This is a genomic window from Blautia sp. Marseille-P2398 (genome assembly GCF_964240315.1).
GTDB classification, from domain to species: Bacteria; Bacillota; Clostridia; order Lachnospirales; family Lachnospiraceae; genus Blautia_A; species Blautia_A wexlerae.
The window spans coordinates 173,311-196,762 of sequence record NZ_CAXSTD010000003.1; the positions used below are offsets into that span (position 1 = coordinate 173,311).

19 protein-coding genes are annotated in these 23,452 nt (G+C 35.4%); 5 read left to right on the top strand and 14 right to left on the bottom strand.

Going from position 1 to position 23,452, the window contains the following annotated elements; genetic code table 11:
- The first annotated feature begins 197 nt into the window (after nucleotides 1-197).
- The 5 genes from ACESZG_RS05180 (at nucleotide 198) to ACESZG_RS05200 (ending at nucleotide 5,462) form a co-directional block, all read left to right on the top strand.
- Nucleotides 198-1,655 carry an AI-2E family transporter gene (locus ACESZG_RS05180; protein ID WP_055052782.1) on the top strand — a complete coding sequence of 486 codons (1,458 nt, stop codon included), beginning with the start codon at nucleotides 198-200 and terminating at the stop codon, nucleotides 1,653-1,655.
- Between the two features lie 39 nt (nucleotides 1,656-1,694).
- On the top strand, nucleotides 1,695-3,248 hold the full coding sequence (locus ACESZG_RS05185) for a peptidoglycan DD-metalloendopeptidase family protein (RefSeq protein WP_243282959.1): 1,554 nt from the start codon (nucleotides 1,695-1,697) through the stop codon (nucleotides 3,246-3,248).
- Between the two features lie 133 nt (nucleotides 3,249-3,381).
- Nucleotides 3,382-3,807 carry a thioesterase family protein gene (locus ACESZG_RS05190; RefSeq protein WP_173679562.1) on the top strand — a complete coding sequence of 142 codons (426 nt, stop codon included), beginning with the start codon at nucleotides 3,382-3,384 and terminating at the stop codon, nucleotides 3,805-3,807.
- Nucleotides 3,797-3,991: a DUF5052 family protein gene (locus tag ACESZG_RS05195; protein ID WP_334297592.1), complete on the top strand. Its 195-nt coding sequence runs from the start codon at nucleotides 3,797-3,799 to the stop codon at nucleotides 3,989-3,991. The genes ACESZG_RS05190 and ACESZG_RS05195 overlap by 11 nt, the downstream gene beginning before the upstream one ends.
- A 388-nt stretch (nucleotides 3,992-4,379) precedes the next feature.
- Nucleotides 4,380-5,462 carry a tyrosine-type recombinase/integrase gene (locus ACESZG_RS05200; RefSeq protein WP_373217691.1) on the top strand — a complete coding sequence of 361 codons (1,083 nt, stop codon included), beginning with the start codon at nucleotides 4,380-4,382 and terminating at the stop codon, nucleotides 5,460-5,462.
- A gap of 160 nt (nucleotides 5,463-5,622) precedes the next feature.
- Here the strand turns inward: ACESZG_RS05200 and ACESZG_RS05205 are convergent, their stop codons facing one another.
- The 14 genes from ACESZG_RS05205 to ACESZG_RS05270 all read right to left on the bottom strand — a co-directional run bounded on the left by ACESZG_RS05205 (nucleotide 5,623) and on the right by ACESZG_RS05270 (nucleotide 23,421).
- Nucleotides 5,623-5,880 (bottom strand): hypothetical protein, encoded by a 258-nt coding sequence (locus ACESZG_RS05205; RefSeq protein WP_173682951.1) that lies wholly within the window; start codon nucleotides 5,878-5,880, stop codon nucleotides 5,623-5,625.
- Between the two features lie 147 nt (nucleotides 5,881-6,027).
- Nucleotides 6,028-6,447, bottom strand: coding sequence for a twitching motility protein PilT (locus tag ACESZG_RS05210; RefSeq protein ID WP_173720287.1), 420 nt, complete (start codon nucleotides 6,445-6,447; stop codon nucleotides 6,028-6,030).
- A 382-nt stretch (nucleotides 6,448-6,829) separates the two neighbouring features.
- Nucleotides 6,830-8,035 carry a tyrosine-type recombinase/integrase gene (locus ACESZG_RS05215; protein WP_368210941.1) on the bottom strand — a complete coding sequence of 402 codons (1,206 nt, stop codon included), beginning with the start codon at nucleotides 8,033-8,035 and terminating at the stop codon, nucleotides 6,830-6,832.
- A 108-nt stretch (nucleotides 8,036-8,143) separates the two neighbouring features.
- Nucleotides 8,144-8,344 carry an excisionase gene (locus ACESZG_RS05220; RefSeq protein WP_117677564.1) on the bottom strand — a complete coding sequence of 67 codons (201 nt, stop codon included), beginning with the start codon at nucleotides 8,342-8,344 and terminating at the stop codon, nucleotides 8,144-8,146.
- Nucleotides 8,345-8,427: 83 nt separating this feature from the next.
- Nucleotides 8,428-8,733 carry a hypothetical protein gene (locus ACESZG_RS05225; RefSeq protein WP_368210942.1) on the bottom strand — a complete coding sequence of 102 codons (306 nt, stop codon included), beginning with the start codon at nucleotides 8,731-8,733 and terminating at the stop codon, nucleotides 8,428-8,430.
- A gap of 48 nt (nucleotides 8,734-8,781) precedes the next feature.
- A complete protein-coding gene (locus ACESZG_RS05230) occupies nucleotides 8,782-16,272 on the bottom strand; it encodes a hypothetical protein (RefSeq protein WP_368210943.1) in 7,491 nt (2,496 codons plus the stop codon).
- Nucleotides 16,269-17,408 carry a phage tail tape measure protein gene (locus ACESZG_RS05235; protein WP_368210944.1) on the bottom strand — a complete coding sequence of 380 codons (1,140 nt, stop codon included), beginning with the start codon at nucleotides 17,406-17,408 and terminating at the stop codon, nucleotides 16,269-16,271. The genes ACESZG_RS05230 and ACESZG_RS05235 overlap by 4 nt, the downstream gene beginning before the upstream one ends.
- Before the next feature lie 322 nt (nucleotides 17,409-17,730).
- Nucleotides 17,731-18,276: a type II toxin-antitoxin system PemK/MazF family toxin gene (locus ACESZG_RS05240; protein WP_368210945.1), complete on the bottom strand. Its 546-nt coding sequence runs from the start codon at nucleotides 18,274-18,276 to the stop codon at nucleotides 17,731-17,733.
- Nucleotides 18,277-18,361: 85 nt separating this feature from the next.
- Nucleotides 18,362-18,736, bottom strand: a complete 375-nt coding sequence (locus ACESZG_RS05245) for a hypothetical protein (protein WP_368210946.1) — start codon at nucleotides 18,734-18,736, stop codon at nucleotides 18,362-18,364.
- 46 nt (nucleotides 18,737-18,782) lie between these two features.
- The gene (locus tag ACESZG_RS05250) at nucleotides 18,783-18,944 is read right to left on the bottom strand and encodes a hypothetical protein (RefSeq protein ID WP_347044524.1); all 162 of its coding nucleotides are present in this window, start codon (nucleotides 18,942-18,944) and stop codon (nucleotides 18,783-18,785) included.
- Between the two features lie 24 nt (nucleotides 18,945-18,968).
- Entirely contained in the window at nucleotides 18,969-19,118 is a 150-nt protein-coding gene (locus tag ACESZG_RS05255; RefSeq protein ID WP_373217695.1) for a hypothetical protein, read from the bottom strand.
- 285 nt (nucleotides 19,119-19,403) lie between these two features.
- Entirely contained in the window at nucleotides 19,404-22,130 is a 2,727-nt protein-coding gene (locus ACESZG_RS05260) for a hypothetical protein (RefSeq protein ID WP_368210947.1), read from the bottom strand.
- Nucleotides 22,114-22,965 (bottom strand): hypothetical protein, encoded by an 852-nt coding sequence (locus ACESZG_RS05265; RefSeq protein WP_368210948.1) that lies wholly within the window; start codon nucleotides 22,963-22,965, stop codon nucleotides 22,114-22,116. The genes ACESZG_RS05260 and ACESZG_RS05265 overlap by 17 nt, the downstream gene beginning before the upstream one ends.
- Before the next feature lie 84 nt (nucleotides 22,966-23,049).
- Complete coding sequence (locus ACESZG_RS05270) at nucleotides 23,050-23,421, bottom strand: hypothetical protein (RefSeq protein ID WP_368210949.1); 372 nt, start codon at nucleotides 23,419-23,421, stop codon at nucleotides 23,050-23,052.
- Nucleotides 23,422-23,452: the final 31 nt, after the last annotated feature.

Genomic DNA, 23,452 nt, shown 5'->3' on the forward strand with positions numbered 1-23,452 from the left:
TTTTTGGATGAGTTTATAACAGTCTTTTCAATTCATTCCAGATTGCCTGCGGCAATGGAATTTTGGCTTGTATGCCTCGGGATAGTGGTGTATGAACAGTAACAAGACTGCTATAATTTTTTTTAATATATATTAAATTTTCATGACATTTGTTAAAATATATGCTATAATCATACCATGTTAAAAAGGAGGACATTATGAAATTTCGTTGGGACAACCGATATTTACACTGGGGTGTAACCGCTTTTCTGGTAATTGCCGCCAGTATGCTGTTTTATTATGGCATATTTCACATGAAAACCCTGATTGTGGGAATCAAAACTTTTCTGGGAATTATGGCGCCTATTATCTATGGTGTAATCCTTGCTTATATTCTCAGTCCGCTGATCAATCTCTTTGAGCAGAAGCTGATCTATCCGCAGCTGGAAAAGCATAATATTAAGTTACAGAAAAAAGGAAAACGGGCTATTCGATGGGGATGTGTCCTTTTTTCCATGTTCCTGTTCTGGATTATCATTTATGCATTACTGATGATGGTGCTTCCTCAGTTGATCCGAAGTATCATGAGTATTATTTACAGTTTTCCGTACTATGTAAAAGTTATTGAAAAGTGGCTCAATTCATTTGTTGAGCATGGATGGAAACTGAATCCTGAAATGCTCGATATGATCAACCAGTATTCTGTAAAAGCACAGGAGTATCTTACTACCGATATTCTTCCGCAGATGCAGGATATGCTCAAAAATGTTTCAGCAGGTATTTTTGATATCCTGATCTTTATGAAGAATTTTCTGATCGGTGCCATTGTAGCTTTGTATGTACTTGCAGACAAAGAGAAATTTGTTGCCAAAAGCAAAATGATGGTATATGCCATATTGCCTCATAAATGGGCAAATATGCTTATACGCGTTATGCGTTTTACAGACAAGACTTTTGGTGGTTTCATATACGGAAAACTTCTGGATTCTGCTATTATTGGAATTTTGTGTTATTTTGGAATGTTGCTTTTGGATTTGCCGTATCCAATTCTTATCAGTGTAATTATCGGTATGACAAATGTCATTCCGTTTTTTGGTCCTTACATCGGAGCCATTCCATGTATTTTGCTTATTTTAGTAGTAGATCCCATAAAAGGTCTGTATTTTGCAATTTTTATCCTGCTTCTTCAGCAGTTTGATGGAAATATCCTTGGTCCGAAAATTCTCGGAGAATCTACCGGACTTTCCAGTTTTATGGTTATTGTTGCCATCATGATCGGGGGCGGTCTCTTTGGGGTTCCGGGAATGATTGCAGGAGTTCCTGTATTTGCCGTACTTTATGCTCTGATCTGGAGATTGATCAATCATTCTCTTAATGACAAAAAAATGCCGGCAGAAGAGGAGACATATATAAATATTGACTGTCTGGATGAACAGACAGGTGAAGTACTTCCTCTTTGCAAGGAAGAAAAACACAAGGTTTCACCGGAAGAACTGGAAGCGAGAAAAAATAATTTCTTTATGAAAATATGGAATCCGCTTTCCGGACTGGTCATAACCATATGGAAATATCTCCTGCGGATTTTAAACATAATATGGGGATATATCAAAAAAGCAGGGATTTTCCTGAAGAACAGATATGTTGAATTAAAGAATAAACGAGAGAAAAATAAGTAAACCTTCACAGTTACAAAAAAAACACACACAGGAGTTACTATGAAGAAAAAAAAGTTATATTTGACAGCTTTTCTTTTGGTTCTGGCACTGGCTCTGCAGGGTGGAATCTTTTCCGGTTTCTCTGTACCGGTTCAGGCTGCAGCAACTTCCAAAAAGCAGACAGGATTTGTGAAAAAAAACGGAAGTTGGTACTATTATGATAAGAACGGAAAAAAAGCTACCGGCTGGTACAAAAGTGCTGCAGGAAATCAGTACTATTTCGGAAAGACCGGTGCAGCCAAAGCCGGAATTCTGACCATCAGTGGAAAAAAGTACTGTTTTAATGAAAAAGGTAAAATGCTTACTACCTGGCAGACAGTAAATGGAAAAACGTATTTCTTTGATGAAAAAAAAGGATATATGCATACCGGATGGGTTACTACAGCTGCAGGGAATAAATACTATTTCTGGAATGACGGGGTGATACGATCCGGTTTCCATAAAGTAAATAATGTATATTACTGCTTTAATGAAAAAGGAAAAATGTATAAAAACTGTTTTCGCAAAAGCGGGAATTCCACCTATTATCTTCAGGCCAATGGCACTATGGCAAAAGGGCGTCTGAAAGTAAAGGGAAGCTGGTATTCCTTTAACAGAAATACCGGTCAGCTGGTCAGAAGCGGATGGTATAAAGAAACAGACGGTTCTTATTATTATGCAGCTTCAAATGGTAAACTTGTCAAAGGCTTCTATAAACCGGATTCCTATTATCGGTATTTCAGGAAATCAGATTGTAAACTGGTTACGGGATGGCAGACGATCAACGGACACAAGTATTATTTTAAGAAAACTAATGGAATCCGTTACGATGATATTATCCTGAAATCGTCATCTGGGAAAAGATATTATTTTGAGTCTGACGGAAAACTTTCCATCAGTAAGTGGATCACGAAAAACAGTGCTCATTATTATGCGAAATCGGATGGGGTGCTGGCCTCTGGATGGCTGACAGTAGACGGAAAGAAATATTATATGAATCCTTCTACATGCGAACGTGAAAGTGGGTGGGTTACTGTAGATGGAGAGAAGTATTACCTGAATTCCTCCACAGGTGCTCTGGTTACAAATCAGTGGATTGATGATAACCATTATGTTGGAGAAGATGGTTCTCTTATTCCTGACTATCAGAACGGAGTTTCTTTCCGGTGGCCTTTAAGCTCCGGTTATTCCTATATCAGCAGTTATTTTGGAAACAGGGAATCTCCGGGAGGAGTCGGTTCTACCAATCATAAAGGAATTGACATTCCTGCTCCTACAGGAACACCGATTTATGCGGCAGCATCAGGAACCATTGTTGCCATGCTTTCACCGGCAGCGTCAGGCGGTGCCGGATATTATACCAAGATCAATCATGATGGAAAGGGACTTATCACAGAATATATGCACCAGTCTAAATTTAACCCAAATCTGAGTGTAGGAGATAAGGTCAAAAAAGGTGATATCATCGGATATGTAGGAAGCACCGGGAACAGCACCGGTCCTCATCTTCATTTTGGGGTTATGGTTAATGGGGTAAATCAGAATCCTCTGAATTATGTGAAGAGACCGTCATAATTAACCGGTTTCAGCTAGAGCGTGTCTGAAAAATCATTCCCGCAATCTGCACGCTCTAGTACATCGTTTCGCAGACAAGCGAGTGGTATAGTTATTTTCATTTTATAAATATATAAAAAAGGATATATGGTATATGAAGGAAGAATCAGAAAAAACATACACTTATTACAGAAAAGCGCAATATCATGAAACAGACCAGATGGGCATTATCCATCACTCTAATTATGTAAAATGGATGGAAGAGGCTAGGATTGGATATATGAGCCGGATGGGTTTCAGCTATAAGAAAGTAGAAGAGTTGGGAGTGATCTCCCCTGTTGTGGAAATTTCAGTTGCATATAGAAAGCAGGTTTTCTTCGATGATGAAATCCGGATCCGCGTTGGCATTAAGCAGTATAATGGAATTTCTCTGGAATTTAATTATGAATTTTTTAATGCGAGCAGAAATGAAATCTGCACAACCGCTTATTCCAGACATTGTTTTCTAAAAGAGGGGAAACTGATCGCTCTCAAAAAAGAGCTTCCGGAATTGAATCGCATTATTACAGATTGTCTGTAAAACTAATGACTTTGGAAAATCACGCATAGTAGTGATCAAATCCCGGTTGGGACAGCCTATAGCGGCTTTTTCGGGAGATGACGTGTACTGGGACCTTCCAAAAATGACGAAACTTATGGTTGACGGAAAAGCCTTGTATATACATCGGGCAAACTACCAGATTATTGATAAAAAATTGCTGTAGAAAAAAATTTAAATTGAACGCTAAGTAATTCAATCAATGTTTTTGATATGAAGGCAGAAAAAAGTTATTATTTGATAAATACAAACAATTAGCACGCAAAAATAAATCCGGAAACAATAAATGGATGTACTGGTTGGCAACAATAAGATAACATAAAAACATACGAAAGTAGTATGTTTTTATGTTATCTACATCTATACGACAAACGCGAGTTTTTCATATAGATGTAGGCTGCAGCTGTCTTTGCGCTGTAATCGTTTATTGACAAAGGCATTTTCTCTGCAATTATTAATCATTATCAACTTTGATGATTTATATGTCTTAAATATTCTCAACAATATTCTTAACATTAAGAAGTTATAAAATAATTTTTTTAAGGAGATTTTTTATGGATAAATATATTGATTATTATAATGATAGCAAGAAAGTCACTTATCACGAACAGACCGATATTTCAAATATTTTGAAGCTTCGAGCTGTTTTGAAAACACTGCCTGATTTCTGCAAGGATTATTTTCGTGCTATGGATCCGCTTACTACTACCAAAACACGAATTTCCTATGCGTATGATATCCGAATCTTTTTTCAGTTTCTCCTGGATGAAAATCCTGCCTTTAAGGACTATTCCATGAAAGATTTTACCGTTGATGTTCTGGATCAGCTTAAAGCTATAGATATCGAGGAATATCAGGAATATCTTAAAGTATATAAAAATGGTGATAAAACAGAAACCAATGGTGAACGTGGCCTGAAAAGAAAAATTTCTGCATTGAGAAGTTTTTATGCATATTATTATAAACATGAATTTATCCAGACGAACCCAACTGTTCTTGTAGATGTTCCGAAAACTCATGAAAAAAATATTATACGTCTTGATGCTGATGAAGTTGCCATGTTATTGGATTATATAGAACATTGTGGCGATGAGCTTACCGGTCAGAAACGTGTTTATTACGAAAAAACAAAAGAACGCGATCTTGCTATTGTTACTCTCCTGCTCGGCACAGGAATACGTGTATCTGAATGTGTGGGACTTGACATTGAAGATGTTGATTTCAAAAATAATGGAATTAAAGTCACCCGAAAAGGTGGAAATGAAATGGTTGTATACTTTGGAAATGAGGTAGAAAAAGCTCTGAAAAAGTACTTGGAAGTTCGTAAGAATATTGTTCCTGTATCTGGTCATGAACACGCTCTCTTCTACTCTACCCAGCGAAAAAGAATTGGTATTCAGGCTGTTGAAAATCTGGTAAAAAAATATGCATGTGCCATCACGACCACCAAAAAAATCACACCACATAAGCTTCGCAGTACTTACGGTACTACTTTGTATCAGGAAACAGGTGATATTTACCTTGTAGCCGATGTATTAGGTCACAGAGATGTAAACACCACAAAGAAACATTATGCAGCCATGGATGATGCAAGACGCCGCAAAGCGGCTACAGCGGTACATTTACGCGAAGATTAAACCTGAATTATTCATGGAACAATATCTGACTTGATAATTGTTCCATGAAATTTAAAAATGATCCATGCAGTCATAACACTGTTCAATTTCTCCGTCAAAAGAGCGCACAGCAACATTTGCTAAAGAATAGGTTTTGTCAAATATTTCAAGATTTAACGTTTTATTTATCAAAATCAGTTTCAAATACGCCTTCCGGAGTACGCATTATCAGTAAACCGAGATTGAATTCATCATCCATTACAGTAATATGATATTCGAAAATAACATCATCTTCAAATTTAGAAAGTAAAACGTAAGAACCATTCTCTTTTCCCTCAATTTGGTCGCAGATATCTCCGTAAACCGTTTCACCGAAAATTGCTCTTGGATATCCTGCATCTTTAATTTTTTGCTCAATTATTCTGTATAATTCTTCCATTATCTCTCATCTCCTAATATTTATTGTTTCTCCATGATAACAGGTATGATTGCAAAATGCAATAAAAAGGATATCTGCTGAAAATATTTTAACAGGTATCCTTTTTATTTATGTTATGTAGTTTTTAGTATTAATAATAAAAGATGGTTATAAAGCTACACTGATCTTATCGTGGAGCATTTCAGGAATCTCTTCTTTGTCTAAAGATACGCTAATTACAAAAGTAACATTAAATTGTTTACCAATCTCATCTAACTGTCCCAGAGTGCCTGTAATGTCTTTATCTTCCAATTTTGCTACTTTAAGGAAACTGTCAAGATAAATCTGCTCAAGATCGTGATCCTGAGAAAGGATACCACAGATAAATCCTACAAATTCATCTGCATTCTTAATAGGGAATCCGGATACATCAATAAGACGTACTTTATTGTTGAGTTCATACATATGTTTTGTGCTCTTGTCTAAGTAGACAATACTTCCATTTGCCTCTTTTACTGCACCATTTACTTTATCTAACAGTACTTTTGTTTTGCCCTTGCCTTTCTTTCCTACAATCAGTTCAACCATGCTGTTTTCCTCCTTAGACACATATAATATTAATTTAGACTAAAAACTTTAATTAATATGTTTTATATTATAGTGCATATTATTCAAAAACACAAGTGGTATTTACATTTTTTTGTGAAATTTTGTTGAAATTATAAAAATTATATGTTTTTACTGGATTTTTGGAGATATTTATCACTATGAGATATTTCTATTCTATTTCATAACTCTATGTATTTTCTTATATCTTCTTACATCTTGGTATGTGTTTGGTGTAAAATTGGTGTAGTAAAGCCCTTTTTGACCGTTTCAGAATCAAATTGGTGTAGTGAATTATTACAAAAATGTTAATTTTGGTGTAGTAACTCTGATTTTCATCTGAAATTGGTGTAGTAATACTATTTTATGAAATACGTCTATCATTTAGCTTCTGAATTTCATTCATTAAACGTTCATCTGTAACATGATTGTACAGTTCCATCGTCATTCTCATAGACGCATGACCCATGATATCCTGTAAAGTTCTTGGATCAATCCCGGCTTCTGCCATACGAGAGCAAGCTGTATGTCTCAGGAGATGTGGATGAATATGCGGTAATGGCTTTAAAGTATCGCCAAACTTTTTAATATCAGCATTGTAATCATCTTCAATACGACTCAAAATACGACCAATGGTCTGAGTAATAAATGGTTTACTCTGCCTGTTAGAAAATACAAAGTCTTTATATCCATCTACTTCAATCTCTGTTTTCTTATCCATTTCAATCTGATTCTGCATTTGTTCCATAAGTGCATCCCTTGCCGCATTTGATAACGGAACATTACGAATACCAGATTTAGATTTAGGAGTAAGCATCTGATACTGGCAAGCATCTTTTCCTGCATTGCTATATTGAAGCTGATGAGTAATATTTACAAAGCCATGTTCTAAATCTACATCATCCCATGTCAAACCACAAACCTCTCCAACTCTCAGAGCAGTTTCAAGCATAAATACAAACAATGGATAATAATATGCATACTTGCTATTTTTAATGTATGTAAGAAAATTGTCCTGCTGCACCACTGTCAATACATCTTCTGGCTCTGTATCTTCTCCACGAATTTCTTTTCTACAATTAATACATGGATTGCTTCTTATTATATTATCCTCAACTGCCATTTTCATACATGGAGATAATACACCTGCAACAATCGTATTAATAGATGGTTTTCCTAATCCCTTTTCAGACATTGATTTTAACAGAAGAATAACATCTGACTTAGTAATATCCTTTAATGTCATGTTCCCGAATCTGGTATTCTTAATATAGTTCTCCCAACTACGTTTATAATTACGCTTGGTAGATGGAGATATGCTTCCTTTTAACTCTAAATATTTCTCAAAATATTCATTAAAAGTTGTTGTTCCTGCCTTATATCCAATACCATCATCAATGTCTCGTTGGATAAGTTTTTCCTGTTCTCTTAGATCATTCAGATTTGATGTATATATCGTTTTTCTTGAACCATCAAGATCCGTATAACGATACATATAAATACCGTCTTTTCTTTCACTCTCCCCTTTCCTCAGAACTCTGCCTTTACTATCTTTTCTTTTATTACTCATTTAAACATATGCTCCTTTCATTTTTCTTGAAAGAGCATTACATCTATGCGTTTACCTTATCATACGCATTATGCTTTTTCAAGAATATTATTTTAAAATTGTTCTATATTAAATCACAGTAATCTTTTCAAGATATTGCTCAAATAGCTTTCGTTTGATAAGCTTCTTTTTACCAACATTCAGCACAAAATCATCTAATCCATTGTTAATTCTGTCTCTCAATGTAGACTCTCCAATGCCAGAATACTCTGATGCTTCTTCTATTGTTAAATTCAGTTTCATCCACCAAGGGATATTTTGCTTTTCCATTGAATCACCTTTCCATATATAAGAAAACAGGTTACAACCTATTAAGCTATAACCTGTTACAATTTATTACATTCCATATAATTTTATCTTGCAAGCCAACGAGCAATCCTGTATCGAAGCCCGCTGCCACCGTAAATTCTTTTGCATTCTTCTTTAATATCACGAATCTCTTTAATCAATAAAACGTATTCATCTCTCATATTTTTCATATTTTCATTTAATTGTTGCCATTTATTCAATTCTATAAGACATTTCTTAGATATATATTTATCAAATGTCTTTTGTACTGCGTTAATAAAATCTTCATTGCGTTCCAATTTTTCGGATAACTCCTTATAAAATTGTTTTTCTTCTTCTTCACTTAATTGTTTATATTCTTCTATATTCATGTTTTATCACCTCTATCAAAAGAGGGACTTATACAAGCCCCTCATACATTAATGTTTATACTTATATTTAGCCAAAGAGCTTCCACCTCTGATTCTATCAATAGTCATTGCTTGAATGGCTCTTTCCGCCTTTTTGTTGGTAACAAGTTCTCTAACGAATGCTTGGGAATCGATCACATTTGGTAAATTAAATGTAACATTGTCAAATACACTCGCAATATTCACATTTGATTCTTCATTCTTAGTAGAATATTTTTCACTGTTTACAAATCCATCACTATAATCACTCAAGAATGAACCAGGATTACCCATGAAGTCCCATAAGTTCTTAGTCATATCTGCATTTAGTACAGACACATCTCTACTTAATGGAGTCAGAATACTACCATCATTTCTGACAATAGCTTCTTCACCTTGTTCCTGTGTCCAAGCTAACTGGTCATTCGGAACTCTCATGATACCAGAAGCATAGCCTTTCAACTGATTAAGTTTTACCCAACCAAGTTCAGTACCATCCGTAGCATCAATAGCATATGGATATTTAGAACCTTTATTGATTCGTGTAATCTTAACTTTTTTGCCAAGATACATATTACCAGACGCACCAGAACCATCAGATGCTTCATAATATCTACCAGAAGAAAAAGTAACTTTATCACCTACTTCGGCTTTGTTGTTACCTGTCTTGTCTTTATTTGGCTTTTTCTTTGGTTCATCAGGATCAACCAGCACCGCATCTCTAATGGATTCATCATCACTAACTTTTGGTGGTTCTGGTGTTGGATTTCCTTCTGCAACGTTATCTTTATCTGGCTTTTGTTCTACTTCTTCAAGAACTCCTTCTGTTTTAGTAGGTGGTTGCAACATCTGGTCTGCTTTAGCAACTAATTTTTCAGCCATAGCATCAATCATGTCTTTCTGTCGATCATAGACATTTCCAATAGCAGTTGTAATGCCTGTAAATCTGGTATCAAACTTGCCATCATACATAGAAAGAGCCTGACTCTGACTTGTCCAGATGGTCTGCATCTCACCAGATAATGTATATCCAACATTCTTAGATTCTGTCTGTAATGTCTGAGAAATATTAGATGAATTACTATTGATACTTGCGATAGCATCAGAAAGTAAAGCATCAACATTATCCATTCTGTCATCGAGAGCTTTCTTCATTGAATCTCTAAAATCATCAATAAGTTTCTCTTGGTCAGAAATGTATTTGTCATACTGGCTTTCTTCCAAGTCATCCTGTGCAGACTTTAAATCCTCTTTGAGTTTTTGAAGTTTTGCTTTGGCTTCCTCGGAATTATCACCTTGCAGAGAAGATAACTGTTTCTGTAGAGAAGCAATCTTTTCGGACTGTTCACCAATCTTTTTCTGATAATCGTATAAATCCTTTTGACTTCTAAGGGTTTCTAAATACTTGTCAATCAAATCATCCAGAGCATCCAACTGTTTATCAATACCGTCCTGAATCAAATCCTTGATAGAATCTTTTTCATCCTCGGCAGATAAGATGGCTTGTTGCTGTGCATCAATCAGTTCATTCTTACGGTCAATGAGTTTCTGATTGTTAGGATCATTTGCAAGTTCAGCACTGATTTTTAGCATTTCTTCCTTATACTTATCTGCTTGCGCCATATAAGTATTGTAGTTGACACCATGTAATCCCATAGTAGCAAGACCTTGTTCTGTCATTTTACCATCTTTGTCATACATATCCTTATGGCTCATAAGGTCAATAAGGAAATCTGACTCACTGGTAATACGACCGATTGCATCCTGTAACTGGTCAAACTGTTCCCATTTAAGGTCACGGATAGATGCTTGAAACTCAACCACTTTGTTTTGTGCTTCTTTAAGACTAATTGCAACTTGGTCAATCTCATTCTGCATCTCATAGTATTCTTCCGTACCTTCTTTGATCTTACCATCCTGTACTGCCTGTGCAAAGTTGCGTTTCATTGCGATATACTTCTGAGACAAATTGTCAACAATTTTCTGTTGCTGTCCAATCTCTGCTTCGTAAAATTTCGTACTCAGATTGTAACCCTGTGTCTGCATCCTATCCATGTATGCTTCATACATAGAGTTTCTGTTTTCCCATTGAGAAGTAAAGGAATCATAATAGTTTGCAATATTCTCAAGTTTCTTCTTTGCGTTTTCTACGATAGACTGTGCGTATTCTGCCTGAGATTGTGCTGCTTCGCTTGTTGCTTTATCCAAAGCTTCCTGTTCAATGCGAAGTTTCTTGCTTAAATCAGCAGATTTCTTGACTTTTTCATTATAGTCTTGAATCCATTTCAGTACTTTAGGATCAGTGATACCTTTTGTGCTTACTGTTTTACCTGCCTTTAATGCCTTTTGTTGAGTTTTATTCAACTTAGACATGACAGTTTTATTGTTCAGAAGTTTATTCTGAGATTTCGTTTTATCGGCATCAGCAGTATTATACTTGCTTTTTGCTTTCATGTAGCTATCACGAGTCTCTTTTAAAGCTTTCTGACGCTGTTTATTCTGTTCCTTGAGATTCTTAGTTTCCTGTGTAAGAAGCATATTCTGGTATACATATGATTTCTTACCTTTTGTTGTCGCAAGAATCTGTTGTTCCTTAGTAGAACCTGCATATAACTTCTCTTTATTCTTCTGAGCCTTAGTCAGATTGTCCAAAGCTTTTTCGTCTGCTTTCTTAGCAGTGTCATATACTTTCTGTGCAGAAGCTTTCTCTTTTGCATCAGCGTTATATACCTGTGCTGTAGACTTCAATATATTTGACATTCCAGAAATCTTAACAGTTTTACCTGCCTTAACCTTGGAAGAAATAGTATTACCTTGTTTTAAAGAACTGTTATATGATTTCGCATATTTCAGTGCAGAACCTTTCAGTCCCTTTGTATTAACTGTTTTACCTTCACGAATTGCCTGTGCAATTGCATTATAAGTAGCCTTATTTGCACTAGACTTTGCGGCATTTTTCAGTTTCTTGCCTATGGATTTTGTCTGTTTCTCACTTTCCTTGATAAGTGTATTTCCTGTAGACTCTGCATCAGCCGTAGCAGATTTTAAAGTCTTACTTGCTCTAGCACGAGTTTTCTTAGTTGCATTTCTAGCAGTTTCTGCCTTATCAAGCTTCTTCTGTGCATTGCCAAGACCAGGATTATCCACTTTAATCTGATTCTGCATTGCTGCAATCGCAGATCCACCTAATGAAATTGCATCAGAAACAGAATTGAGAGATTCAAGTTTAGTCTTTAATCTGTCAATCTTTTTCTCTGCCTTTTCTGTAGGCATATTTACGATTGTTTCATATAATTCCAGAAGTTTGTTGTTTAACTCCTGAACTGTATCTTTACAATCTCTGGATGCATCATAATAATTTTCAAAGTTTTTAATATCTTTTGCTAACTGCTTACCAGAATCAGAAGATGTGTCAATTTCTTCTACTGTAAGAGTGCCATTAATTACTTTGTTCTTATATTCTTCGCTGAGTCCGATTGCCTCTGCTTTTTTCATATAAGCATCAGAAGCTTTTTCATTTGCTGCAATCTGCTTCTCAGTTGCTTTCACCTGTCTCTTCAATAAAGATGTCTTGAAAGCAGAAGAGATATAATCTGTAATCTGATTAGAAATTTGTTCTACGGCTTTTGCAAACTTTTGAGTGTATCTCTTGATTCCATCAAATGCTTCTGTAGAATCTTTCGTTGCTTTAGTATTATCTTCTGTAGCGGATGTATTATTGCTTACTGCACCAGAATTGTCATTATAAGATTGTTGAGATGATGATGAACCACCACCAGATGATGAACTTGTATTCTTGCCAGCCCAAGGATTCCTACCAGTGCCAGAAAAACCACTACCAAAAGCATTGGAGAGTGGTGATAAATCACTTAAACTTCCCTGTGCATAGGCTCTTGCGTGACCAGGTGTTGCACCACGTTTCAATAAATCTTCTGTCTGTTGTGCAGAGAATATGATGTCACCCTTTTTCAAGTTCTCCATATGTGCGCCACCAGGAATAAGTGACCATACACCATCACGCACTATGGATTCAGAATGACCATTGATGTACTCTTCGTTTACTAATGCTTTTTGGTCATTAGGAAGTGAAACACGACCATCACCATAAGCAGGGAAATCTGTAAGACTTCCTTTTGCGTATGCTCTGGCTTGTCCAAATGTTCCCATTGCTTTACCAGGAGTCGCAACTGTACCTAAAGCATAGTTGATCGTACCGCTTGCCACCATACCAGTAGGAACAGCAACCGTACCTAAATCATAATTGATTGTACCTGTAGAAACCGTTCCATCTGCTTTCTCAACATCACCTTTATCATAATTAATGATACCTTCGGATGTCTCACCGTCAGCAGATTCTACTGTGCCTTTATCATAATTAATAGTACCTTCGGCAGTTTCTCCATCAGCAGAACCTTCTACTTGTGGCTCATAATATGCAATGCCACCTTGAATATCTGGAAGGTCAGGAGTATCTACCGTTGAAGTATAGGTAATTTCCTTACCTTGAACATCTGGCACATCAGGAGTATCAACTTTAGAAGGGTATTCTACAGTTTTACCTGATATATCTGGTATTTCTGGTGTTTCTACCTCAGCAGGAACTTCTACTGCTTCACCCGTAAGACTTTCAATCAAGCTATTGAATTGTCCTTCGTCAAGCTTAACAGTAACAGGCACCTCAATATTCCCTGTATCTTTCAGAGTTTGTAATTGCTGTCTTGCTTCTGCGACTTGGGAAACATCAATTTGTAATTTGGCAGCCAGTTCTGCATCATCTGTAATAGCAAGCAGTTCATCGACAGTCGCACCGCCCTCTAACTGTGTGCCAATAGACACCATGATTTTTTGAGATTGTAGAGAAGCAATCTCATTATCTAATGCAGATATTGCTTGTTGTCCTTCTTCTGTGTCAGCACTGACACTGATTTCCTCACGCTTGCCAGATAGTTCAGCAATCTTAGAATCCAGTTGGTCAATAGACATAGAAGCTTTGTCATAGTTGAGATCAATTCCAGATAGTAAACCTTCGCCAGATTCACCGCTTGTAGCACTCTGTACTTCTTTTAATTTCTCTTGAGTAGTATTTGCAGTTTCCTGTAACTGCTTCATCTGTTCGTTATAATTCTTCACATCAGAAGAATCAAAACTTACATTTGCCCCTGCATCCGCAAGTGCTTTACCCATTAATTCAACAAAATCTGTAGTTGTATTAAATGCATCCGCAACCTGATTGATTTTATCACCTGTCAGATCAAATGCGTATTCGCCATCTTCACCAACCTTAACAAAATCATCACCAAGTTTATTTGCAACATCATCTACAAAAGACCATGCACCTTGAGATGTGAAGTTGCCATCATCATCGAAAGTCATATAATCTTTAAGACTATGACCTGTACCTTCGATTGTCTGTCCTAACTGCTCATATGCCTGTTGGGAATCTTGGATTCTGTCTGTACCCAGTAATAAGTCAAGATAATTTGTAACGGAATCATCTGTTGTCCATCCCTGTTCAATCAACTGTCCGATACTTTCATAACTTTTTGCTACATCCTCAAATGAATCACGTTCATTAGCAGAAGATGCAGCAGTCACAAATTTATTATAAGATGAAGTTGCACCGTCATACTGAGCAGATAATAACTGTAATGTCTGTACTTCTTCTTGAAGCCCATCAATCACATCTTGAGATTTATTCTGTGCAATCGCATCATTTAATTCTTGCTGCTTGTTGGTAATAGCTTCTGCAAAGTTATTCTTTGTCTGCTGTTCCAACTCATCATTGTACTCTTTTAATGCCTGAGTATTCAGATGAACACCTGTAGCAGTTTCCTCAAAAATAGAAGCCGGATCAAAATTATCAAGGTCTTTAAATGCGGATGTTACATTATTGATATCATCTTTTGTAAGACCAGTGGCAGAACGGGAATTTCCCAATGCATCAATAAGATTTGTCTGTTTTTCTTTAGCAGAATCCAATGCATCAGACATAGTATCTACAGATGAAGCTACTTCTTCTGTCGCATCTCCTACTGCTTCTCCTGTTGTAGAAGAAATCACACCCAAGGAAGATAAAACACTTACCAATTTAGATACCTGCTCACTGGATGTATCAGAAATATAGCCACATTGAATTGCAGAATCTACAAGAGAATTAATCTGATCCTCGCCCTCTTGAATACCGTCTGTCTCAAAAGCATACTTAAAATCTGTATCTGTCAGTCCAAGTTCTTTTAGAGCATCCGCACTCTTCTTAACTTGTTTACCAAATTTAGATGAATCATTTCCTGATAAAGCTTCATTGAATTTATTCGCAGATATAGCAGATTCGTTTAACTGGTCTTTTACTTCTGTAAACTGATCTGCATACTCTGACATTCCAGAATTTTTCAACAATGACTGTACTGCACTGTCAACTGCTTCAAACTCAGTAGATGCCTGTTTAATCGCATCAGAATTACCTTCTGACAATGCATCATTATATGCTTCTACTGCTTTTGTCTCATCATTAAGCCACTTAACAGCAGTTTGTTCCTTACCAGATGGAGCCTTATATGTATCATCATCTGCTACAAGTTTTGCTTTCTGTGCCTGATTGTATAAATCACCATACTCATCCAGAACTTTGTTTGCCTTTGACAACCCAGCAGATGCATTATCACCTAAAAGATTCAGTACATCTGATTCTCCATATTGCTTTTTAATATCAGAAATATCTGTCTTAAAATCATTTAAAGCTTCTCTTGCTGTACTCGCATCCGCATTAAAATGAAGATCCATTGTAATTCCATCGGCTTCCAGTTCAGTTGTGAATACATCATCCCCATACTTATCCTGTAAATCCTTAATGGACTTCTTGATATCTTCAGATTCTTGGGTGCCATTATCATAGAACTGACCAAGATACTCATGTCTCTCTTTTTCTATCTCTTTTGTGGCTTTATCAATTCCCTTTTCGTTCTCATTCTGGAACCTTTCTGCTTCTTTTGCTGATACTTTATCCAACAATGCAATTTGTTCTGTAAGAGAACCATTTACAAGGTCAATACCTGCAACCTGTGAACCATAAGACTCACTCAAAGATTCCTGAATAGATAACAATTCACTTTTAGCGGAAGCGGCTTCCTGCTCAGATAATGTGCCAGAATCTAAAGCAGTTCTCAGTTCTGATATTTTATCAATTTGTCCTTGCAGATTCTCTTGACCGCTTTCCCATTCATCACCTGCTTGTTTCGCAGATTCAACCATTTCACTAACAGATTTCTGATATGCAGATATTGCAGCAACTGCACCACCTACTGCAATAGTTCCAATACCTAACGGGCTTGTAATTGCAGAAAGTAATCCTGTCCAGTTAGAAGCAATCGTACTGATTATCTTCGCACCACCAACAACACCTAATGAAGATAATGCACCTTGGAATAATCCAAAATTATCTACAACCTTTGCAACTGCCGTAGCAAAATCAATCATTCCTTCAATTGCTTCTTCTGGCATTGCGTCAGAATAAAGTTGTGTCATCGTAGCAGACAGTTTCTCCATCTTACATTGATGGAATCTGCACGTTTTTCATTTATCTTCATGGCTGTGCCATCAGAATTAAGTGCATCCTGTTCTAATTGTAAAGCCTTATTATAAGAATCCATTGCTGCTTCAAAAATATTTTTCTGTCTTACCCCAGCCGCCATTTCTGCAACATAAGATTTCTGAGAATGATTTAATGTTCCCCATACTTTATTAAGATCGTCAAGTGTATCACTTATATCTCGTAAATCACCATCTGCTCCACGAACAGAAACACCAACACTTTTAAGTGCTGCCTCTGCATCTGACATCTCAGCATCTGTAGTAAGTCCATCCTTACTACGGGATATTCTTGAGAAGATTGTCTTAAAGGCATTACCAATCTGAGAACCAGATACTCTGGTCTTTTCTGCTGTTGTTGATACCAATGCCGCATACTTTTCAAAACTCATACCTGCTTCATTTACAACTGAACCAGAAGTTGCAATTGACTGAGAGATTGTGTCACAACCTTTTGAGAAATCTAATGCAATCTCTGAACTGAGTTTTTCAACTGTATCCGCAACGTGCATTGCCTGATCTTCTGACAGATTGAACTGATTCAAAATACCTTGAATAGCATCCGCAGAAGATGAAGAACTCATGCCAGAAGCAGAAGATAACAATACTGTAGGTTGTGCCTTATTCAGCATGGAACTTACACTTTCGTTCTCATTTGCATAAATTGTAACCGCATCTGTGACTGTTTTTGTAGCGGCACTTAAATCTTTTGCCATACTAAGGGATTGTTGTTTCAAAGAATATAGAGATGAGCCAGACATATTACTCATAGTCATATTAACCAGAGTCATAGCCTTATTAAGATCTGTCACTGAACGTACTGCATTTTCAGTTTGATTCTTTAGAAAATTCAATGCATCTACTTTTAATTTTGTAGTTGCAATGCCTTTTAGACTTGCAGATACATTATTTGCATTGTTCTGTATCTGTTGCAAACTATTATTCATATTGCTCAAACCATTACCATTGGCATTGGCTTGTATCGTTATTTTTCTATTTTGCAAAGCCATTAGCTTCGCTTCTACTTGTGACGTATCAAGATCTGCCGTCACTTTTATTTTAAAATCTGACATGTAAAACCTCCTTATGTATTATTATATTATGATATTACTTTAAAAAATTGTATGAGAAAAGAGACTACTTGTTGAGATAGTCCCTTATATACTTAATATTTAAAAAGGAAAAACGCCTAATATGAATTAGACGTTTCCCAAGCAGTTTATAACCATTGGAATGATTTTAGTTTCACTCTTATAATAAGAAGTGCAAAATCATTATCCCCAATGTACAACAGAGAAACTTAGATTTAATCAAAATCTCTCTGCAACAGTCTTAACTTTTATCATTATAATATAATATATGATTTAGTTTGTCAAGTGTTAATTTGTAAATCACTTATAAATTATATACCATTTTTATTTTTTCCTTTATTTCGCTTATTGTATTCTCATCAAGATCACACATTTTTTCTGTTAGCCTAGATTTAGAAATACATCTTGCATGTTCTACTTTAATATATGACGCTTTTGTCATTTTATCATTTAAAAATTCTACTTGTGTATCTAATTTCCGCTTTTTATTTCCGTCCTTATCATAAGCCGAAGTAAATGGAGCAACCAGAACAGTTGGGCTATGCATTGATTCTCTAGTGTCTTGAACAATTACTACTGGACGACTAACCCCATTCTGCTCACTTCCAATATTTTTCCCCAATGCACATCCATAGACTTCCCATTGTTTTACAGCTCTTGGACGATATTTTCTATATTTAGTTGATTGATATTTTTCGTGTCTGTTTTTTTCAACTGTATCTAATCTAATTTTTTCTTGTGTCCACTTTAAAATAGGAATTGCTATATCCGCATTTCGACTTGTAATTGTAGCTTCTATGTCATTTAATAAATTTAAAACTTGTTGTTTCTTTGTAATATATTTTCCCATAAGTTTTTCCATCCCATAATAGCTTTTTTACTATTATACGACAGAGTACGATATATTACAATTCAAAATATGCTATTGTAACTGTTTATTTAAACCGTTTCCCAAACGATGCATCTATATTTTTCTGTACATCTGCTTCTGTCTTCGCCCAGAATCCACCATTACCAAGTAAGCTACCAGATTCTGCATAATTGTAAATAGTATTTGTATCTCTTCCTGCCGGTGAATACCCGTAACCTGTATTTAATGATAACTCACCAGACATACCAGAAACAGACATTGTTGGTGATTCTCTCAATGCTCCTGTCCTATGATAGTCACCTTCTGGTGCAGCATAGAAATTCCCAACATTATCTTTTGCATCTTTATAGGATTTCTCCATTGTCTCTTGCATTGCTTCTTCAACTTCTTTTTTTATAGCCGCCTTGAGTGCGCCTAATGATGTAAATGTACCACCCATTTGTTTTCCTCAACTTTCTTGAAATATTGGCAGAAATGCCAGGATTTTACTTGATACGATTAAGCCAGGATTCTGACTTGAATTTTAATTGTTTATAAATAGAATTGATTTGTTTAAGTTCATGAATGTCAGTTGTCTGATAATACTTTTCATTTAACAACTGGATCAGATATGTGTAGTCGTGCTGATTTAATTCACATAATATCATGCAATCACTCCTATAGGTAAGAAATCACTGTGTAAGATAGTTCTGTAATCTTTTAAAACATGCAGGACAGAGATCAATTTTATCGTGTGCAAACTGAGATAAAAGGCTTCCATTGATTCTTGTCACTTTTGCAATATAAGTCTGTTTTTCTCTAATAGTTCTTTCTCTGTACATTTTTCTTAAGTCGTCCTGTGTCAATGTTCTTTCACCTCCGAGATTAAATGATTTTTTAGTAAAATATTTTTTAAAAATATATACCAGATATAAGCATCTGGCATATATTTCTAACGTAGTTTACATATGGGAGTTATATTATAACGACATAATGTCGATAATATCAGCGATACAGCCACAATTGCTTTGGGATTCAACTGTGGCTGTGTGGGAAGAAGTACTAGGCTTACGGTCTTTTCTTTCTCCCTCATAGAGAGATATTCAGAAGCCCGTAAAATCAATGGTTTACGCAATTTTAGGTGGAGTTTTTTGTATATTTTGATCATTTATAAAGCATTCCAAGAATGTGTTTTTGTTATATTCATACAAAGAAACTAATAACTTAGTTCTAATATTACAATGCTGACTAAATGCGTATTGGATTAATGCTCCCATTGTAGCTTTATTAATTTTCAGTTTCTTTAATTTTGCCATACATCCTTCAAATTCAAATAACACCTGCTCAGAATAATCTTTTTCATTTGTACTAATCCGTTTCACACGTCTATAATATTCTTCAACAATTGATGTTATTTTGTAATATTGCTTACTGTCTCGCTTAAATCCTGCAAATTCATTTTTGTCATATCGGAAAACATAAGAAATCCCATCTGTTACTGTCTGATATTGCTTTTGTTTTCGTGTATCAATTACTTTCTCATCAATGAGTTTATATATAATATCCATAGGACAGATAAACTCTCCAATCTGTTTATCTGGAATATTCTTTTTAGAATCTTTCATTTCCATGATTTCCGCATAGAATCGAGGATAATAAACACCTTGCTTGTCATCTGTCCATTTACTCTCAATAATTTCCTTACATATTATACTTAATCTTCTTAACTCTGATGTGACTTCTACGTCAAAAATGCGTTTTGCAGAATCAATTGCCACTTGTGCCAAAACAGAGCAAATAACAAATATATTCAATAATCTATTATCTTTAAAGCCATCGTCATAATAATAGCTTAATGCCAACTGAGCCAAGTTGCTTGCATATCCTACATCATTCTGGGACAGAGCAATTTTATAATCCATATCATAATATGACTTCATATCTTTACCATATTTACTGGCTCCCAGTAGTGGAATTTCATTAATAATTGTTGCATATTCACTATATGATTTTCTCGCTAAATCAATAATATCTTTCTGATTGGTAACAAAAACGCTGTCTGTGTCCAGATCCTGCCCGTTGAGACGATCTTGTACATCTGTATATATCCCATTAATCACAATTACATTGTTACCCAGTTTAGGAAAATATTTTTGTAATATATCAGGATGCTTATTAATCAAGTGTACAATATTATTAGGGCTGTTGTGTGGGCTTCGGAAACCTGCCAGACATTCACCATCATTAAATCTTGTGGTATAACATTCAATCCCTTCATCCCTTTGAGTAAAGCAACTGAAACAGTCATCCTCTACATATCCATCATTTGTCTTTAATTCACCTGTAATATATTTTAAAAGTGCAACAGGATTACCGCATATTGTTAGATTGTCCCCATACTGCAAGAGTTTTCCTAATTTTAATCGTTTGTTCTTGAATTGTGACAGCATATCACTCTTTTTCTTTTTAAAAAATGGTGTATACCTAAAGTGGGAATTGATTTTATCCAGATCAATCAGCATATTATTGATGCTGTATTTTTTTGACGCACCAATTTTTAGATACTCAATAAAAGCATCATCATCTATAATCATATTATTATAATAATCAATGCTTGTTTTAGCTATACTCTCTAACACTTTTCTGTCTACTGTTGGCAAGCTATTATTCATCTGGTATGAACTACGTTGGAGATCACCATACTTGCTCTTATGTGCCGTCTTTACAATCGTAAATTGCTCTCCATCTTTTTTCATAAAGCGTTTGTAATACTTATAAGCTTCGGCATCTGTATTTCCCATCAGTTCCTTAAATTTCAGCCATTTGATAGAGTTATCCGTTACGATCACCTTTACATCAGATACTTTCATGACATTTCCAAACATATCCGTAACTGTTGCTGTCTCGTATTCAGTTTTGTAATAATCTTTAAAATACTGTTGGATATTGCCCCGAAACAGGCACGATTTAAAGAAGTGACTTCTGCAATAGATAAAGCCTTCCATGCCCTCTGGGAAGATAGAATCATCAATTAGTCCCATTCCATCCCATAAGGTATTTGTTACTTTGTAATCATCTTGCGATTCCACAAGACATTGTTTATCATTATTTATCTTCACAAGCAATGCAGGAATGTTGACTGCTGCCTTTAAGTCCTTTACAATCAGCATATTTTTTAATGGAATATGAATATAATCCAATGCTGTTGCTGTGATCAGTGTACTGTATGCAGATAGCTCTACAATTTTAGCATTCTTATCTGGCATTTTTTCATATAATCCCATTGTCAAATAATTTCTTGCTGTATCCAGTAACTTATCTTTTATAAAAATGCACTCGCCTTTTTTAGCTTTGCCAGGACTCCGCATAAGCATTTTATAACAGATATTTTCATCTGCTTCTGGAATTGGCATCCCTGTTGTTTTATCATATTTATGCCATGTAATATTAACACCATTGGTATAGTAATCTTTTCTAAGATTTTTTGTGGATACTCCATTTTGTACATCGTCTGGTTTCTCGTTTTCATCACAGCATAATTCTTTTTCACTGTATTGCGGAACAGAGTATTCAAACTTCATTGAAATAAGATCAACACTTTCTTTTTTAGAAACTCTAACCCCATGTTTAAGCATATATCTGGAAAATATGCTGTCGTTTATGACAGCATTTCTCCATGTTAATCTACAATCCTGTATATCTTTCTCTTGAATTTCTTTCTTGCTATTCTTATCATATTTATAACCATTATTCACCTGATAAACCCTATTCGCTTGCACACTCCGGATTTTAAATGTGCAATCTTCTGATTTCTTACTTATGACAACCGCCTCCACTTCATTCTCTGATTTCAATATTTATATTACATTCATCCATTAATCTTAATAACGATTTCTTTGACATTATTTTTATATCTCCATGATTGTTAAAGATATATGCGTCCCAAGGCTCTGTGATAAATTCACCTTCATACCACTTATTGTTATGTCTGATTGTCAAATCATCATCAAATTCATCACAATATTTACGTTCTTTCTGATGTTCTTCTTCTGATATTTCTTTAATCCAAAATGTAGGTACTGCAATTTGAACATAGTTACATTTACCACTACGCACATATGTCATAGCTTCTTCTTTTGTTCTAAAAATTAATGACGGACGACTGTCACCAGAAAATAGACTCCACCCATCTTCCATATCTTCTTCATACTTAACTGCATAGAATCCTGTTTTATCTTTACGCATTTCAGCAAACAAACTACCACTTTCCATGCCAAATTCAGGATCAACACGCTCTCTATTTGCCAATTCATCCTCTGGCTCTGGCTCATCTACTGATAGAATTTCATATTCATAATATTTCTGCTTGTCACCTTCACCATCCATAAGTGTCATGCTTCCTGCACCATATCCTTCTCCAGATCCAGGATATGCAAAGAACATAGCAACAGTATATCTGTTATGCCGCCTACTCCAAAATTCATCTTTTGAAATCTCATGTACAAGAACAGGAAGAGGTGTACTATCAGTAATATCCATTATCTTTCCATGTTTTTGTATATATTTCAATGCTTTCTCATATGTTTTAAATAACTTATCAACAGGAACTTCCTTTTTATCTAAAATAATAAATCCATCTTCTTTACCTGTCTGGTATTTTGAATTATATTCTACTTTCTTATTATTCATCTGATTTTCCTCCGTATTCTTATTCAATATCCTTTACAAATTTCCATAGCAAACTCTTTACACGCATCATTAGCAGCTTCTTCATCACAATATGCCTGAGCTTCTTCGATAGTAGCAAATAATTCTTTTTCTAATTGCTCCTTTACTAGAACAATATCCTTGTGGTGCATCTAATGTATATCTTAATAATCCATCTTTATTTTTGTCTGCAATCAATCTAATAGCAGTTACTTTGCGTGGTACATCAATTTCTCTAAGCGTTACTTCTTTGCTATCAGTAACAAGTTCCCCTCTGCCGTTACATTTTGGACAATTACATTTATAACCCTTATATGTAATCTTTCCTGTACCAAGGCACACATCACAAGTTACTTTCTGTTCAATGTTCTTTCGTGTCTCATACACACGATATACTGTCTGTCCTACTTCAAATCTGGTATCTGCATATAATTTCATAAGTTCATCCTCCATCTTTTCATTCTTCAAA